At 61.9% G+C, this 18,261-nt stretch carries 12 protein-coding genes; 9 read left to right on the plus strand and 3 right to left on the minus strand.

Annotated features, from left to right (window positions below):
- Window positions 1-13: 13 nt before the first annotated feature.
- The 7 genes from NQ559_RS06015 to NQ559_RS06045 all read left to right on the plus strand — a co-directional run bounded on the left by NQ559_RS06015 (window position 14) and on the right by NQ559_RS06045 (window position 10,407).
- The gene (locus NQ559_RS06015) at window positions 14-1,912 is read left to right on the plus strand and encodes a DUF8477 domain-containing protein (protein ID WP_154654015.1); all 1,899 of its coding nucleotides are present in this window, start codon (window positions 14-16) and stop codon (window positions 1,910-1,912) included.
- Window positions 1,913-2,004: 92 nt separating this feature from the next.
- Window positions 2,005-4,677: a DUF4458 domain-containing protein gene (locus NQ559_RS06020; protein ID WP_018695724.1), complete on the plus strand. Its 2,673-nt coding sequence runs from the start codon at window positions 2,005-2,007 to the stop codon at window positions 4,675-4,677.
- Window positions 4,678-4,696: 19 nt separating this feature from the next.
- Window positions 4,697-6,340 (plus strand): BACON domain-containing protein, encoded by a 1,644-nt coding sequence (locus tag NQ559_RS06025; RefSeq protein WP_018695723.1) that lies wholly within the window; start codon window positions 4,697-4,699, stop codon window positions 6,338-6,340.
- A gap of 8 nt (window positions 6,341-6,348) precedes the next feature.
- Complete coding sequence (locus tag NQ559_RS06030) at window positions 6,349-8,388, plus strand: S8 family peptidase (protein WP_018695722.1); 2,040 nt, start codon at window positions 6,349-6,351, stop codon at window positions 8,386-8,388.
- Window positions 8,389-8,394: 6 nt separating this feature from the next.
- Window positions 8,395-9,207 (plus strand): DUF1573 domain-containing protein, encoded by an 813-nt coding sequence (locus NQ559_RS06035; protein WP_018695721.1) that lies wholly within the window; start codon window positions 8,395-8,397, stop codon window positions 9,205-9,207.
- Window positions 9,208-9,229: 22 nt separating this feature from the next.
- Window positions 9,230-9,691 carry a lipocalin family protein gene (locus NQ559_RS06040; RefSeq protein WP_018695720.1) on the plus strand — a complete coding sequence of 154 codons (462 nt, stop codon included), beginning with the start codon at window positions 9,230-9,232 and terminating at the stop codon, window positions 9,689-9,691.
- Between the two features lie 146 nt (window positions 9,692-9,837).
- On the plus strand, window positions 9,838-10,407 hold the full coding sequence (locus NQ559_RS06045) for a GNAT family N-acetyltransferase (RefSeq protein WP_018695719.1): 570 nt from the start codon (window positions 9,838-9,840) through the stop codon (window positions 10,405-10,407).
- Window positions 10,408-10,566: 159 nt separating this feature from the next.
- Here NQ559_RS06045 and NQ559_RS06050 read toward each other — a convergent pair whose 3' ends face one another.
- From NQ559_RS06050 to NQ559_RS06060, 3 genes are all read right to left on the minus strand, one after another.
- On the minus strand, window positions 10,567-11,637 hold the full coding sequence (locus NQ559_RS06050; protein ID WP_018695718.1) for a YeiH family protein: 1,071 nt from the start codon (window positions 11,635-11,637) through the stop codon (window positions 10,567-10,569).
- A 200-nt stretch (window positions 11,638-11,837) separates the two neighbouring features.
- On the minus strand, window positions 11,838-12,725 hold the full coding sequence (locus NQ559_RS06055; RefSeq protein ID WP_018695717.1) for a LysR substrate-binding domain-containing protein: 888 nt from the start codon (window positions 12,723-12,725) through the stop codon (window positions 11,838-11,840).
- A gap of 44 nt (window positions 12,726-12,769) precedes the next feature.
- Window positions 12,770-13,801 (minus strand): DHH family phosphoesterase, encoded by a 1,032-nt coding sequence (locus NQ559_RS06060; protein WP_018695716.1) that lies wholly within the window; start codon window positions 13,799-13,801, stop codon window positions 12,770-12,772.
- Between the two features lie 157 nt (window positions 13,802-13,958).
- Between NQ559_RS06060 and NQ559_RS06065 the strand changes: the two genes are divergently transcribed.
- Together NQ559_RS06065 and NQ559_RS06070 are read left to right on the plus strand one after the other, a co-directional pair.
- Window positions 13,959-15,986, plus strand: coding sequence for a beta-L-arabinofuranosidase domain-containing protein (locus NQ559_RS06065; protein ID WP_026318329.1), 2,028 nt, complete (start codon window positions 13,959-13,961; stop codon window positions 15,984-15,986).
- Between the two features lie 372 nt (window positions 15,987-16,358).
- A complete protein-coding gene (locus NQ559_RS06070; protein ID WP_026318328.1) occupies window positions 16,359-18,230 on the plus strand; it encodes an ABC-F family ATP-binding cassette domain-containing protein in 1,872 nt (623 codons plus the stop codon).
- Window positions 18,231-18,261: the final 31 nt, after the last annotated feature.

The following is an 18,261-nucleotide window of genomic DNA, read 5'->3' on the forward strand; positions in this document are numbered from 1 at the left end:
AAAGAAACGAAATATGAAAAGACATTATTTACACTTGGTGATGTCGCTGCTCGCCGGAGCATGTCTGGCGGCCGCTTCGTGTTCCGATTCGGATGAGGATACGAAGCTCCCCAGCCCCAACTTCCCCGAGGCGGTTTCGGCGACCATCGAAGCCGGCGGCACCTACACGCTCGAGATAGAGCCCAACCAGAACTGGGAGGTGAGTGTCCCGACGGCCACCGCCGCATGGTTCTGGATACAGGACGAAACACAAAAAGTCTGGACGCTGCGCGGCGGTGCGGGTGCATCGCGGATCGTAATCGGCGTGGCCGAACTCGATGAGTTCGACGACACGCGCGTCTGCGAGGTAACCCTCAAGATGGGCGGCCAAAGCAAGGTCATCGCCACGATCACGCGCGGTACGCTCGAACGCGGCTTCAGCCTGCGCACATGCAAGATCGACGAGTACGGCGACTTCGAATACGGCGACAGCGAAACCGGCCTCACCTACTCCTATAACGAAGGGGAAGCCCAAAGCATCGACCTGACCTGGCCCGAGGGGCGCACCGATTTCTCGATGCCGATCCTGGTCGAAGCCAATTACGAGTGGGCGATCAACCGGATGCCGGAATGGGTATCCACCCCGTCGGTGACGGTCGGGCAGCCCGGCACGAAAGTCGAGATCCGCATCCAGGGCAACCCGTCGGCCTATCCGCTCGACGGGGCGCAGGACAAACTGGTGTTCATCGACAGGAGCAACCTCGACGCGAAGGTCGAGATTCCGATCACGATTCCCTCCTGCCGCGACATTTTCGACGTCACGCTCGACAAGGAACTCAAATTCAACGCCGCAGCCGAAATCTACAACAGCATGAACGGCGACTGGTCGCCCGGCGCCGCACGCGGTTCGGTCAAGAGCATCAGGGGCGCGAGGATCTACGTCATCGCCGAAGTCACGGATCGTTGGAGCAATACCAGCCTGAGCGGCGACGAAGCCGACACCAAATGGGTCACGGTCACGGAGAATGCCTGGGACGACGACCTGGTGATCATGGACAGGGGCTTCACCATCGGCACGCAGGTCAACCAGGGCGATGCCCGCACGGCACGGATCATCATACTCCCGGCATCGCTGGCCGTAGAAGACCCCAACGAACTCTTCGACTACGACATCAAGGAAGAGTTCCAGCCCTACGTCTTCGCTACGCTGACGCAGCTGGCCAGCCCCGGCCCGATCCAGGCTGCCAACCCCGACGGCATGGCGGAGATCGGCACCATGTTCGAGAAACTCCCCTCGACCCACTGGTCGCTCCGCGAGCTCGAAGTCGACGACGCCTACAAACTGACCTACACCAAGGCCTGGTCGAACGACCCCGAAGCCACGCTGACATTCGAACGCGACTTCACCGGCTATAAATGCTACGACGCCGACTGCCAGCCGCTGTCGGACGAAGAGAACTGGCTCTCGGTACGCCGCGTCGAAGGCGGGGCCATCATCGACATGGATCGCGAGGACGAAGGCTACATCGTCTTCTACGACGCCCAGGGCAACATCGCGGCCGTCAACTGCCTCTACGATCCCAATGCGGACATCGGCGGCACGGACATCGGGTTCGCATATCCCGAATACGTCACCGGCGCAACCCTCGAAGAGATCACCTCGGGCGAATACTATGAACAGTATGCGGAGTACGGCGCCCCGATCTACCACCTGACCTACGAGGGAGAAACCACGAACGCCGCGATGAACGTCCCGACCTACTCGAGCTTCATGGCCCAGGGCGATGCGGAAAGCTGGCTTACGGCCGAATCCTACGGCCCGACCCAGATCTACGTCAACATGGACTCTCAGACCGCCGCGGAGGGCGTCATGTTCCTCTACGGAGCCAACTGGAACGTGGTAATGGTGATTATCTGCACGCTCAACATCTGACCCCAATGATTCAGGGCCCCTCTCCGAAGGGGCAGGGGCCCTGTTCGATACGACTACAATTTATGGAGAACATACAGACCAGGTTTTTAGATATGAAACTTTTTAAATTTTCCGTAGCGGCACTCCTCGCACTGGCCACGGCCTTCCTCGGCGGATGCTCCGACGACGACGGCATCGACAACCGCGACCGCGATTACGGATACGTTCAGTTCAAACTACACAAGGAGGCGTCCTACGACGCCGTGAGCCGGGCCCAGAAACCCCAGCTCGACTACCTTTCCGAAGCCAGCAAGGTGCAGGTCTCGCTCTATTACGACGGCACGACCATCACCCAGTCGCTGACGCTCTCGGCCCCCGACAAGGAGAGCGCCGAATTCGGGCTGCGCAGCGAGAAGCTCCGGCTGCTGGCGGGACAATACCAGCTCATCACCTTCTCGTTATTCAATGCCGACGACGAGCTGATCTACAACGGCATGCCGGGCGAAGAGAGGCTCGACATCGTGGCCGGCGGCCTCGTTTCGCACGACCTGACGGTCGACGTGGAGCCGCGCGGCACGGTGCGTTTCTCGATCTCCAAGGACTTGTCGGACTTCACCGAGACACCCGTGGTGACGCGTGCCGCCGAACGGCAGTACACCTTCGACGAGATCGCGTTCCTCGACCTGACCGTAAGGCACAAGACGACCAACGAGCTCACCACGTTCGAAAAACTCCCCGCGAAGTTCTCGATCCACTTCAGGGACGACCGCGAGGACGGGGCCCCCGAGGACATCGAGGACGGCTACCAGACCTCCTCGCTCGAATGCGACACGCTGCTCTCGCTCAAGGCGGGCGATTACAGCCTGGAGAGATACCAGGCCTACGACAAGAACAAAATCCTGCTGGAGACCAACAAGCGTCCCAAGAACCTGGATTTCACCATCGAGGACAACAAGACCACCGAGGCCAAAGTCGGCGTCACGCTCTACGAGGCCGACGAGTATATCCGCGACTACTACGCGCTTTACGAAATCTGGAAGGCGCTCGACGGGGAGCACTGGTCTTACAGGGGTGAAAACTATCCCACCGGCGTCAACTGGGATTTCAACAAGGATCCCGACCTGTGGGGCGTCCAGCCGGGCGTGGAGGTGCACTCCAACGGCCGCGTGGCGAAGATCTCGATCGGCGAGTTCGGCTTCCGCGGGCACGTGCCGGCAGCCATCGGCCAGCTCTCGGAGCTCGTCGAGTTGTATCTGGGCACGCACAACGACGGCAACCTGCTCGAATACGACCCCTCGCTGGCACACGACAAGAGCCTCTCCGAGCGCAACCGCACCCGCATGGAGCGTCACAAGGAGTTCCTCTCGCTGATCCATATCCCGACCCAGACGTCCGAGCCGATCGCCCGGGCCCTGGCCGAACACGGCATCTCGATCCCGGCCACGTCGCTCTACAAGAATTTCACCGAGGATCAGATCATCGACCGCAAGACCGGCCTCCAGAACAATATCCGTCCCTACGACGTCGTACACGGCAAGCTCACCAACGGGCTCAAGTCGATCGACCCGGCCATCGGCAAACTCGAAAAGCTCGAGTACCTCAACATCGCCAACGGCGAGCTGGAGGAGATTCCCGCCGAAGTAGCCAACCTCAAGTCGCTGACCGACCTGGAGGTCTACAACTGCCCGAAGATGACCCGCTTCCCGGTGGAGATCGCGCAGATGCCCGAGCTCGTTTCGGTCAACATCTCCAACAACGCCCAATGGTCGGCCGAAGAGCTATACAAGGGGCTCGACGCCATCGCCAACGGCCCATCGAAGGAGAAGCTCCAGATCCTCTATGCGACCAACAACAAACTCAGGGAGATCCCCGAGTCGTTCAGCAACCTGAAGAAGATCGGCCTGCTCGACCTGTCCCGGAACCAGATCGAAACGCTCCATCCGCTGGGCAAGGAGGTCGCACCCGAACAGCTCTACCTCGACCACAACAACATCACTTCGCTCCCGGCCAACAGCGACGGCATCTTCTGCGGCACGGACGACACGGAGACCTTCTCGGTGACCTACAACAAGCTCAAGAAGGTTCCCAACATCTTCTCGGCCAAGTCCAAATACGTCATGAAATCGGTGGATTTCTCCTACAACGAGATCGACGGCTTCGAAGGCGAAGAGGAGGGCAAATACAAGGGCCTGCGGGTGGAGACCTTCTCGCTGGCGGCCAACCCCGGGCTGACGAAGTTCCCCAAATGCCTCGGCACGACCAATTCGCTGGTTTCCTACATCATCCTGCGCGGTTGCAGCATCGACGAAATCCCCGAGGGCAGCTTTGGCGGCAAGAACTCGACGGCGCTCATATCGCTCGACCTGACCTACAACAAACTGAAGGCCCTGTCCAAGGATTTCACGGCCGAGCAGCTGCCCTACCTTTACGGGCTGGATATATCGTACAACTCGTTCGACAAGTTCCCGTTCGGGCCGCTCAACTGCGCCGGGCTGACCGTATACGCCATCCGCGGCCAGCGCGATGCCGAGGGTAAGCGCTGCCTGCGCGAGTGGCCCACGGGGCTCTACCAGCACACGGGCCTGCGCGGGTTCTACATCGGTTCGAACGACCTGCGCAAGATCGAGGACACGATCTCCTACCTGATCTACCACCTCGACATCAGCGACAACCCCAACATCACGTTCGATGCCTCGGCCATCTGCTACTACTGGCAGCAGGGGGTCTACAACCTGATCTACGACAAGACCCAGAACATCCTGAACTGCGACAAAATGCTCGAATAACACCTAAGGAGAAACGACAATGAAAATAAAGAATTACATACCGGTCATCCTCTGCTCGATCGCATTATGCAGTTGCTCCGACGCCGACAAGAACATCGCGTTCGGGCTCGACAGCGACGCCATCAAAGCCGAAGCCGCAGGGGGAAGCCACAAGATCAAAGTATCGGCATCGGGGGACTGGGTCGCCACCACCGACGAGCCGTGGATTTCCATTTCGCCGGCCAACGGCCGCGGCACCACCGAGTGCAGGATCCTCATCGACTCGGCGCTGACCGACTCGCCCCGCCGCGGCGTGGTACGCATCCAGGAGCAGAACACCTGGGACAAGAAGGAGATCACCATCGACCAGCAGGGTTTCGACTACGCCATCACGCTCGGGGAGAAAGAGGTTTCCGTGGCCAACTTCTCGGCCTTCGGCACCCGTTATTTCGACGTGAAGGTCAAGACCAACGTCGACTTCGCCGTCGAAGTCCCCACCTCGGCCGAAAGCTGGCTCAAATTCGACAGCTATAAGGTCGAACTCGACCGCGGCATCCGCCCGCGCGAGGTGACCGTACGCTTCAACTGGAGCATCAACTCCCAGCCCAACGAGCGTATCGCCGACGTGGTGTTCAAGCCCAAACGCGAGGTGGAACTCGCCCGCCAGGACAACCTGCTCGTCACGCAGGGCGCCGCCGAACCCATCGAGGAGAACACCCGCAGCGGCGACTCGATCGCCCTGCTGGCCATCGCACGCACGCTCGGAACCAACAGTTCGTGGGAGAACGGCGAACGCATGGACAACTGGGACGACGTCACCCTTTGGGAGGAGGGCATGGCGGGTTACACGCCCGAGAAGAACGGCCGCGTGAAATACGCCCGGTTCTTCATGTTCGACACCAAGGAAGAGCTGCCTTTCGAAGTGCAGTACCTGACGGCCGCCGACGAGCTGAACTTCTACAGCAACGTCAACGCCTTCCTGAAAGACCTCACCACCGGCGAGTACATCACCAAACTCACGCAGCTCAAACGCCTCACCATCGCCGCCTACGGGCTGGTTTCGCTGGACAAGAACTTCACGGCGCTCAAGAACCTCGAGTTCCTCGACCTGAGCAGCAACAACTTCCAGAAGATTCCCGACGAGATCAATCCGACCAACTTCCCGAAACTGCGGACACTGCTCATGGGCGCCAACACGCGCAGGAATATCTATGACCTGAGCAACACCGTCGAAACCAACTACGGCGGCCTCGTCGATGAAGAAGGATTCCCGCGCCGCATGATCGAATGGGATCTCGACACGCTGCAACTATCGGTCAACTACCTACAGGGCCCGCTGCCCAAGATGGACGACTGGGAGAAATACACCGAACAGGACATCATCGACGCCGACACGCTGCCCCGTGCGCTGATCGGAACCCCGAAGGTGATGCCGCACACCAAGCGTTTCGCCATCAACCTCAACCGCCTGACCGGCGAACTGCCCGACTGGCTGCTCTACCACCCCGCCCTCGACTGGTGGTCACCCTTCCAGCTCGTGTTCACGCAGGAAGGTAAGGACGCGACGGGCGCATCGGCCGGATTCGGCAACGAACCCGCCAACCTGAACTACTACTATAAATTCTATGAGGGGTACAAGAAAGACCCCGGTGCGGAAGACGAAGACGAGGATACGACCAAATAATCAAGACGATGAAAAACTATTTATACGGCATTTTTGCCATTGCATTCCTGGCATTTACCGCCTGCACCAACGAGGAGCTCCCGACGCCCGGCACGGGCCCGGACACCCCTGTCGAGCACAAGTCGGGGGAGATACTCGTCAAATTTTCGCCTTACGTGAGCGAGATACTCGACAAGACGGCCGCAGCGACCCGCAGCGGCGGCCCCGCCACCCGCTCGGGCATCCTTTCGGTCGACGAGGTACTCGACATCGTGGGCGGCTACCAGATCGAGCGCGTCTTCCCCGTAGACGGCCGCAACGAGGAGCGCACCCGCGAATCGGAGCTGCACCTGTGGTACGTCGTACGCTTCGGCGACGACTACTCCGCCGAGGAGGTCGCCGAGAAACTTTCGGCCCTGGGCGAAGTCCAGCACGTGAACCTCAACCGCACGATCCGCCGTGCCTACAACGCCGGCAAGAAGGCGATGCCTCTCACCCGCGAGGCCCTCGCCGCCATGCAGCGTGCGACCCGTGCCGCCGGGGATACGGGCTATCCCTTCAACGACGAGCTGCTGCCGATGCAGTGGCACCTGATCAACCGCGGCAACCTGTTCGGCGACAAGTCGATCGTCGATGCCGACGTGCAGTGCGAAGAGGCGTGGAAATCCTCGACGGGCGACAAGTCGATCATCGTCGCCGTGCTCGACGAAGGCGTCATGGTCGAACACCCCGACCTGAAGAACAGCATGTGGGTCAACGAAGGCGAGGTTTACCGCTCGAAGCAGGACAACGACGGCAACGGCTACAAAGGCGACGTCTACGGCTACAATTTCGTATTCGAGACGGGCGTCATCTCATGGGATGACATCAACGACACGGGGCACGGCACGCACGTAGCGGGCGTAATCGCCGCGCAGAACAACAACGGCATCGGCATCAGCTCGATCGCCGGCGGCAACGGCGACATCCCGGGCGTGAAGATCATGAGCTGCCAGATATTCTCGGGCAACACGGTCAGCAACTCGCTGGCGACCGTCCGGGCCATCAAATACGCGGCCGACAACGGCGCCGTCATCCTGCAGTGCAGCTGGGGCTATGTCTCGGGCAGCGCCAACAGCTACGAATGGGGGACGCCGGGCTTCAAGGACGAAGAGGAGTGGGCGACGAACGCCCCGCTGGAAAAGGACGCCCTCGACTACTTCCTGCATAACGCCGGGTCGCCCAACGGCCCGATCGAAGGCGGTCTTGCCATCTTCGCAGGCGGCAACGAGAGCGCCCCGCAGGCCGGGTTCCCGGGCGCTGCCGAGGACTGCATCTCGGTATCGGCCACGGCTGCCGACTATACGCCCGCAACCTATACCAACTACGGCCCCGGCACGACGATCGCAGCCCCGGGCGGCGACCAGGACTACTACTACGAGTACTTCGACGACAACCACAAACGCGGCGAGATCGGCTGCGTGCTCTCCACGCTGCCCTACGACATCAGCGAAACGGGCTACGGTTACATGGAAGGCACCTCAATGGCCTGCCCCCACGTTTCGGGCGTCGCCGCGCTCGGGCTCTCGTACGCCGCACAGCTCCGCCGCCACTTCACGGCCGACGAGTTCAAGGCACTACTCTACCAAACCACCACGCCGATCGACTCCTACATGACCGGCCTGAAAAACTACTACCGCTACGTCGCCGACGTCGGCCTGAACCAGCCCATGCAGCTGACGCTGGCCAACTACCGCAACCAGATGGGCACGGGCCAGGTCAATGCGGCCAGGCTGCTCAATGCGGTCTCCGGCAACGGCAAGCAGGTTTCGTTCCCGAACCTCTACATCTCGCTGGGCAAGGAGGTGAAGGCCATCCCGGCCAACTACTTCCTCGGCGGCGAAACGCTGACCTACACGGTCAGCATCGCCGACACGGCGGTCGCCACGGCGTCGATGGAGGGTGCGAAACTGACGGTCAAGGGGCTGAAGGCCGGTACGACCAGGGCAAGCATCACTTCGAGCAAGGGCGAGACGCACAATTTCAACATCACGGTGCGTAAATCCGCAAACGGTAACGGCTGGCTTTAACGAACGATGCGCTGCGGAACGACGATAGCACGTATGCTCTTCTGCTGCGGGGCGTTGTGGGCGGTTACCGCCGCCACACCGCTCTGCGGACAGATCCGCATCGTCCCCCGTGCCAAACTCGACAGCCTGGCGCACCCCTCCACGGCCGACGGGGCCCAAGCCATGCGCTTCGAGCGCACGCAGATCGACGCAGGGCATATCGGCGAGGACGATACGCCGCCGAGCTACACGTTCAAATGGCATAACGAAGGAACGGCACCGCTCATCATCACCCGCGTGCAGACCACCTGCGGCTGCGCCGCGGCCACCTACGGCCGGCAGCCCGTCCGCACGGGCGGCGAAGGCACGGTGACGGTCACTTACCACCCGAAGGGACACCCGGGGAGCTTCGACAGGCGGATCTTCGTCTATACGCAGCTCTCGGACAAGATGCCGACGGCCATCCTGCACCTCACGGGCACGGTCATAGCCTCGGAACTCACGGACGGCGATTACCCCTATGCAATGGGGACGCTGCGGCTCAAACAGCAGTCCGTGCGGTTCGCCCGGGAAGGGTTGCAGAGCGAGCGCATCGAATGCCTGAACACGGGCGGCAAAGCCATGCGGCCACGCTGCGACGATCACCTGCTCCCGCGGGGAATCACCCTCAGGTGCGAGCCCGCAACCCTCGCCCCGGGCGCCAAAGGCGACCTGGTCATCGGGTTCGACCCCGCGCAGGCAACGCACAGGCCGCCGGCCCAGCTGCCCCTGATCCTCGAAGGGCCCGATGTCCCGCCGAGCGGGCGCACGCTGCAGATCCGGTTCGAAGAAACAGAGTAAGAAACAGACAAAAACGAGTCATATGAAAACAATTTTTAGATTTACGCTCCTTGCACTTATCGCGACGGCCTTCTGCGCCTGCGATGACGACAAGTCGTATGTAGCCCCCCTGGATGTCACGCCCAACAACCTCGCCGGCACGTGGCAGCTCGCCCAATGGAACGGCGCGCCCCTCGCCCAGGGCAGCTACGTATACATCGAGTTCATCCGCAAAGACCAGAAGTACGTCATGTACCAGAACTTAGACAGCTTCGGCGCCCGCAAGCTCACGGGACGCTTCGCCATCGAAACCGACGAGGAACTGGGCGCCATCATCTACGGCAACTACGATTACAGTGCCGGCGACTGGCAGCACCGCTACATCGTGACCGACTTTTCGAAGACACAAATGATATGGACAGCCAAGGACGACCGCTCGGACATTTCGGTCTACGAACGCTGCGACGGCATCCCCGAGGATATTACCGGAGGGAAAACGGAGTAATAAAAAGTTCACGCCGCAAGGCAGTAAAAGGGACTCCCACGCAACAGGGAAGTCCCTTTTATCTTTTGCCCGGAGCGCCATGACCGGCCTATCCGGGTTGGTAATGCGGGGAATTTGCAGTATTTTTGCGCAAAACAAAACGGACTATGACACGACCACTGCAATTCATACCTTTCAAATCCCGCGCTGACAAAGGCTGGGCCGAGGCCTGGGAGCTTTACGAAAAGTCGTTCCCCTACAACGAACGCTGGGGCGAGGAGGCCTACGACCGGGCTTTCGGCGACCCGAATTTCGAAGCCGACGGCATCTGGCGCGGCGGGGAGTTCATCGGCATCCTCTTCCACTGGGGTGCCGACGGCTACCGTTATGTCGAGCACCTGGCCGTCTCGCCCGCCCTGCGGGGACAAAACATGGGCTCCGCGGCACTCTCGGCCTTCTGCCGGAAGGTCGGGCGCGTCATCCTCGAAATCGACCCGCCCGAAGACGACATTTCGATCCGCCGCCGGCATTTCTACGAGCGGCTGGGGTTCGTCGCCAACCCCTACCAATACATCCACCCGTCGTTCCGCAAGCCCTTCACGCCCCATCGGCTGGTGCTGATGAGTTATCCCGGCGCCATCACCTACGAAGAAGCCCGCAGTTTTGCGGACTTCGTTCGGGAGGCAGTCCTCCGCTATTCGGAGCACGAAGCCCCTGCGCTGCCGAAACTGCCCTGAACGGACATCGCCCGCACACCGCCGCCCTGCGGCGGCAGGCGGGAACGGGCGGTGAAAAGCAGCGGTAAAAAGCAGCGGTGAGAAACGGCGGTGGGAAATAGCAGAGAGAAACAGCGGTGGAAAACGGCAGGTGAAAAACAGCGGGTACAGCGGATGCCGCTATAAGACCCCGACCAGGTATTTGGTCACGAAATAACCGCCCACGACCAGCCAGACATACAGCAGGCCCGCCAGCACGAAGGGCTTCGCCCCGGCCTGCCTGAACTTGTCGATGCTCGTTTCCGTACCCAGCGCCGTCATGGCCATCGTCAGCATGAACGTATCGACATATTCGATGGCGCCGTTCAACGGGATGTCGCGGACACTCTCCGCCCCGGTCAGGTATTGCAGCAGCGAATTGAGGCCGATGACCGCGATGAAGCCGAAGGCGAACCACGGAATGGTAATTTTGCTCTTCTCCTTGCGCCCTCCGGCGGTTTTCCGGCGGCCCGCCAGCACGAACCCCAGGATAACCAGCACGGGCGCAAGCATCATCACGCGGATCATCTTGGTGATGGTCGCCGTCCCGGCGATACCCAGGCCGTCGGTCGGATCCATCGCATTGCCCGCCCCCGCCACATGGGCCACTTCGTGAAGCGTGCTGCCCGTATAGACGGCCACGCCCGTGTCCGTCAGGGCGTCGAGCATCCCCGTGCGGTACATCAGGGGATAGAGGAACATCGAGAGGGTGCCGAAAATCACGACCGTAGAGACGGCGATGGCGGTCTTGTACCCCTCGCATTTCACGACCGGCTCAGCACCCAGCACGGCCGCCGCGCCGCAGATGGCACTGCCCGTCGAGGTCATCAGCGCCGTGTCGCGGTCGATCTTCAGCAGGCGGCCCAGCAGGACGCCGCCCAGGATCGTGACCGTCACGACGACCAGGTCGACGGCGACGGCCGGAATACCCACGGCGGCCACCTCGGAGAGCGTCAGGCGGAACCCGTAGAGGATGATGCCCCAGCGCAGCACCTGCTTGGTACAGAACCTGATACCGGGCACCCACGTTTCGGGCAGCTTGTTGCGCAGGCTGTTGGCATAGAGCATGCCCAGCACGATGCCGACGATCAGCGGACTGAACGAAAGTTTCTTTACGAGGGGGAACCCGGCGATATAGAATGCCGCGAACGAGAACAGGACGATCAGCAGAATCCCGTGCAGGGTATTCGCCCTGTTACCTTTTTTCAACATATCCTTCGTGTTTTTTAAGGAGCCGTTATAACCATTCCTTTGTTTCGCCGGCAAAGATCGCATCTTTTGGCGGGATATGGAACAAGAACCGGTTATCCTGCATAACATAAAGTTATAATGAAAGCCCCAGCCGTGCAGCGGTGCCCGGAAACGGAATATGGGAACAGAATACGGGAACGGGATACGGGATGCCCGCCGGGTCAGCGGTCAGCCCGGGCGAAATCGACGAACTGCCGGACAAGCCGGGCAGGTTCGGCCTCGGCATGCACGAACACGAAGTCGCGCGTGAGCGACAAGGAGTCGACATCGACGATACGCAGCGTACCGCTGCGCAGCTCGTTCACGACCGAAATCACCGACAGGATGGCCATGGCGTCGCTGTTGCGCACGAACGCCTTGATCCCCTCGGTCGAGCCGAGGCGCATCACCACGTTCAGCTCCGGGATGCGAATCCCGGCCTTGCCGAGTGCCGTCTTGATGACTTCGAGCGTCCCCGACCCGCCCTCGCGCAGCACGAGGGGAATCTGCCGCAAACGGTCGGGCGTCACGGCATCCGTCCGCGCATAGGGGCCGCCCGTACGTGCGACCAACACCAGTTCGTCGGGCGCGAAGAGCGTGTAGTGCAACCCCTGCCGGCGGCTGAGGCTCTCGACCATCCCCAGGTCGATGCCGCGCCCGCACAGCGCCTGTTCGACCTGGTCGCTGTTACCCGACATCATCGAGACCCGCACGCCGGGGAAGCGCGTGGTGAAGCGGGCGAGGATCGGCGGCAGGAGGTATTGGGCGATGGTCGTGCTGGCGCCCAGGCGCAGTTCGCCCTCGACCGCACTCGCGCAGAGGCTCATCTCGTACTCCATGCGGCGGTAGTCGCCCGCCAGCCGTTCGGCGCAGGCCAGCAGGGTCTCGCCGGCCGGGGTCAGCTCCAGGCGGCTGCCGCAACGAACGAAGAGTTGCGTCTTATAACGGGATTCGAGCTCACCGACATGCTTGCTGACGGCGGGCTGGGAAATGAACAACTGCTCGGCAGTCCGGGTGAAACTGAGCGTCCGGGCCGCGGTGATGAAAACTTTAAGTCGGAAATCGTCCATAACTATCGCAGGTTATCGGTGCATGGCCACCAGCCGGAGCGGCCTCAACCCAGGTGCCCGTCTTGGGCGAACTCCTTTACCGACTTGATATAGTGGTCGATAGTCTCCTGCATCGAAACGAACGATTTACCTCCCGCGGCATTCTTGTGGCCACCGCCGTTGAAGTACTTGCGGGCGAAGAGGTTGACGTCGACATCTCCGCGCGAACGTAAACTCACGCGGATGAACTTGCGGTGGGCCAGGAACATGGCCGACATCTTCATCTTCTTGATCGTCAGCGCGTAGTTCACGAAACCCTCGCTGTCGCCCTGCTGGAACTGGAAACGGCGCATTTCGTTCTCCATCAGCGACATGTAGGCCACCGTCCCGTCCTGGATGATCTCCATCTTGCGGTTGATGACATAACCGAACAATCGTGCGCGGCCTTCGGTATAGGCGTTATAGACGTTGTTGTGTATCTCGGGAATGCTGATGCCCTTCTCGACCAGCACCGCCACGGCGCGGAACAGCTCCGGCGTGAGGAACGAGTAGGCGAAGTTGCCCGTGTCGGTCATGATGCCCACGTAGAGCGCCTCGGCCATCTGCCGCGTAATGGCATCGGTGCCGAACAGCGCTTCGATGATGCTGTATACGAGGAAGCAGGTGCTCGACGAATCGGGATACGAGAACGAGAGGTCGAAATGCCCGTCGGGCGAAAGGTGGTGGTCGATCAGCACGCGGCGCGCCGTGGTGTTGGCCTCGATCGTATCGCTCAGGATTTCGAGCCGCGACACGGCGTTGAAGTCGAGGCAGAAGAGCAGGTCGGCCTCGGCGATGGCGCGCACGGCATCGCCCGCAGTGTCGTTCTTGAAGACCACGACCTGGCCGATACCCGGCATCCAGTCGAGAAAATAGGGGTATTTGTTCGGGACGATGCACGTCACCTCGTGTCCCATTCCCCGCAGCACCTCGGCCCATGCGAGCGAAGAACCCACGGCATCGCCGTCGGGATTGGTATGGGCGACAATCACGATCTTCCGGTTTGCCGGGGCGAGAAGTTCCCTGAGGGATTCGATACGCTCTTTCGATAGCTCCATTTCAGCCTTTCTTCACATTGGTGATACTGGGCAAAGGTAGCAAAAAAGAGGGAGATAACAAACCGCGCCCGCCGATGTATACTGAATTTGCACATTTGCATACACCCCGCAGCCGGTAATTTCGTTAATTTTGTTCCGGCTAACCAAAACCGTACGTATGAAAAAACTCATGTCCCTGCTGCTGGCAGGCCTACTCCTGGCAACGGCCACCGCGACGGCCGCGGCACCCTATGCCAACAACCGCGCCCCGCTGCGCGAAAAGCCCTTCGTGAAACTTCCGCTGGGCGCCATCCGCGCCGAAGGATGGCTCCGCGACCAGTTGCAGCGTCAGGCCGACGGGCTGACGGGGCACCTCGATTCGGTCTACCCCGAGGTGATGGGCCCGCGCAACGGCTGGCTGGGCGGCGACGGCGACGTCTGGGAACGCGGCCCCTACTGGATCGACGGGCTGCTGCCGCTGGCCTATATCCTCGGCGACAGGCAGCTGATCGAAAAGACCCGCCCCTGGATCGAGTGGGCGCTCGGCAGCCGGCAGCCCGACGGCTATTTCGGCCCGGCGGAAGACCGTCCGTTCGAAAGCCCGGCCATACAGCGCGACAACGCCCGCGACTGGTGGCCCAAGATGGTCATGCTCAAGGTGCTGCAACAATACTATTCGGCGACGGGCGACGAGCGCGTCATCGAACTGATGAGGGCCTATTTCCGTTACCAGTTGCGCGAGCTTCCGAAGACCCCGCTGGGGCACTGGACTTTTTGGGGCGAACAGCGCGGCGGCGACAACCTGGGCATCGTCTACTGGCTCTACAACATCACGGGCGACGAATTCCTGCTGGAGCTGGGCGACCTGATCCACCGGCAGACGCTCGACTGGACGGGCATCCTCGCCGGCGGGGAGGTGATCCCGACGCCCTTTTCGCTGCACTGCGTGAACCTCGCGCAGGGGATCAAGGAGCCGGTGGTATACTACCAGCGCAGCAACGACCCGGCGCATGTGGCGGCCGTGAAGAAAGGCTTCGCGGACATACGCCGCTACATCGGCCTGCCGACGGGGTTGTACGGGGGCGACGAGGCGCTGCACGGCGCCGCCCCGACGCAGGGTTCGGAACTTTGCACGGCCGTGGAGATGATGTACTCGCTGGAGGAGATGGCCGAAATCACGGGCGACGTGCAGTTCGCCGACCATCTGGAGCGCGTGGCGTTCAACGCCCTGCCCACGCAGGCCACGGACGCCTATGACGCCCGCCAGTACTACCAGCAGGTCAACCAGGTGATGATTACCGACCACCGCCGCAATTTCGAGCAGAGCCACGACGGCACGGACATCCTCTACGGCCTGCTGACGGGCTATGCCTGCTGCACGTCGAACATGCACCAGGGATGGCCCAAGTTCACGCAAAACCTGTGGTATGCCACCCACGACGGCGGGCTGGCCGCGATGGTCTATTCGCCCTGCAACGTCACGGCCGAAGTGGCCGGCGGCGTACGGGTGACGATCGCCGAGCGGACGCAATACCCCTTCGACGAGCAGATACGCTTCGAGATAAAGATCGACGGCCGCAAGGTGAAAACGGCCCAGTTCCCGCTCCGCCTGCGCATCCCCGGCTGGTGCGAAGGGGCGACCGTGGCGGTGAACGGTCAGGCCGTGGCAACGCCCGCCGGGGGCTCCGTGGCGGAGGTGCGCCGCACGTGGCGCACGGGCGACGTGGTGACGCTCCGCCTGCCGATGGAGGTCGCCGTCAGCCGCTGGTACGAACGCTCGGCCGTCGTCGAGCGCGGGCCGCTGGTCTACTCGCTGCGCATCGGCGAAAAATGGTCGAAAGTCCGCAACCCCGGCAAGCAGATCTACGGCCCGTGGTATTACGAAGTGCGGCCGACGACCCCGTGGAACTACACGCTCTTCGAGGAGGACGTCCGCCCCGAACGCATTGCGGAGGCATTCAGGGTCGAGCGGCGCGATATCGGCGACGCCTATCCGTGGACGCTGGAAAATGCCCCGGTGGAGATCAAGGCGCGCGGGCGCAGGCTCGACGAATGGGTGCTCTACCAGGAGAGCGCCGGCCCCCAGCCGTACAGCACCAACGAGACCGCCAATCCCGCCGAAGAGATCACGCTGATCCCCTACGGCTGCACGACGCTGCGCATCACCGAGTTCCCCCTGACGCGCGACCTGCGCAAGAACTGGTAGTGCGCCCGAAAGGCAGGGCGGGGAAAAGATAGTGCCTGGAAACGGGTGTCCGGGAAAGCGGATGCCGCAGGGAGGGATCCGGTGCCGGAGAAAACACCGTAACGGGAACCCGCAACCCGGGAGAAGGGAGGTTGACGGAAGAAGGGAACCGCCCGGAAAGCATGGCGCCGGGAGGGGTGAAAACCGGAACGGCACAACGTTTCCGGGGGGGGCCGGCAACGAGAAACGGCGCACGAGGGGATATGACCGTCGTGCGCCGTCCTTTTTTCGGGGAGGGGCAGCCCGTTTTCCGGGGGTCGGGGCCCCTTTCCGGGGCGGCGATTGGCACGGTTCGGGATTTTTGCGTAGCTTTGCAAATCTAAATCACACGTTATGGCTTCTTGTCTCCAGGTGGAAAACCTCACCAAATCGTACGGCGAGCAGGTGCTCTTCGAAAATATCTCGTTCACGATCGAGGAGGGCCGGCGCGTGGCCCTCGTGGCGAAGAACGGCACGGGAAAAACCACGCTGCTGAACATCATCGCGGGGAAGGAAAGCCACGATGCGGGCAGCGTCGTGCCGCGCCGCGGCCTGAGGATCGCCTACCTGGAACAAAGCCCCGCATACCCGGCGGGCATGACCGTACTGGAAGCCTGCTTCCACGCGGCAAACCCGGCTCTGAAGGCCATCGCGGAGTATGAGCGGGCGATCGGCAATGCGTCGGGCGAAGGGCTGCAGGAGGCAATGGCGCGGATGGATGCCCTCGAAGCGTGGGATTACGAGCAGCGCGCCAAGCGGATCCTTTCACGGCTCAGGATCCGCGACTTCGGGCAAAAAGTGGAGACCCTCTCGGGCGGGCAGCTCAAGCGCGTGGCGCTGGCCAACGTGCTGATCAGCGAATCCGACCTGCTGATCCTCGACGAGCCGACCAACCACCTCGACACCGACATGACCGAGTGGCTCGAAGAGTACCTCGCGGCGAGCAGCGCCGCGCTGCTGATGGTGACCCACGACCGGTATTTCCTCGACAGCGTGTGCAGCGACATCCTCGAAATGGAAAACCGCCGGATCTACCACTATGCGGGCAACTACTCCTATTACCTGGAAAAGAAACAGGAGCGCGAAACGGCCGACGCGGCACAGCGGGCGAGCGACATGAACCTCTACCGCCGCGAACTGGAGTGGATGCGCCGCCAGCCGCAGGCGCGGGCGACCAAGGCGCGGTCGCGCATCGACGCGTTCCGCGATCTCGAATCGCGGCTCAAAACGACGCGCCGCAGCGGCGAGGTGCGGCTCGACGTCGGGGCGTCGCGGATCGGCACCAAGATATTCGAGGCCCGCGACGTGAGCAAGCGCTTCGGCGACGTGGTGATCCTCGACAAGTTCAACTACAACTTCACCCGCTACGAAAAGCTGGGGATCGTGGGCGACAACGGTTGCGGCAAGTCGACGTTTCTCAAATTGCTGACGGGCATCGAACGACCCGACAGCGGTGTGATCGACATAGGCGAAACCGTTCGCTTCGGCTATTACAGCCAGCAGGGGCTAGAGTTCGACGACTCGATGAGGGTGATCGACGTGGTGACGGCGATCGCCGAACAGGTCGAACTGGGCGACGGGCGGCGGATGAGCGCCTCGCAGCTGCTGCAGCATTTCCTCTTCACACCGGAAACGCAATACAATTACGTGGCACGCCTGAGCGGCGGCGAGCGGCGGAGGTTATACCTCTGCACGGTGCTGATGCAGAGCCCCAATTTCCTGGTGCTGGACGAGCCGACGAACGACCTGGACATCGTAACGCTGGGCATCCTGGAAGAGTACCTGCAAGCGTTCAGAGGCTGCGTGATCGTGGTGTCGCACGACCGTTATTTCGTGGACAAGGTCGCCGACCACCTGCTGGTTTTCTGCGGCGGGGGCGAGATCAGGGATTTTGCGGGAACCTACTCGGAATACGTGGCCTGGAAGCGCGAATACGAAGCGGCACGCCGCGCCGAAGCCGCACAGGCCCGCCCCAAACCGCAGGCGGCGAAAACACAGGCGGCGGAGGCTGTGCCGCGCAAGCTCTCGTTCAACGAAAAGAGGGAGCTGGAAGCGCTCGAAACGGAAATCCCGGCGCTCGAGGCCGAGAAAGCGGCACTCGAGGCGTCGCTCTCGTCGGGGACGCTCCCGGTGGAGGAGCTCACGGCGCAGTCACGGCGCATAGCGGAGCTGATCGCGTCGATCGACGAAAAGACGATGCGCTGGCTGGAGCTGAGCGAGCGGTGAGAGCAGGCATCCTGTCCGGCGGAACGGCCTG

The sequence above is a fragment of the Alistipes onderdonkii genome (assembly GCF_025145285.1).
Lineage (GTDB): Bacteria > Bacteroidota > Bacteroidia > Bacteroidales > Rikenellaceae > Alistipes > Alistipes onderdonkii.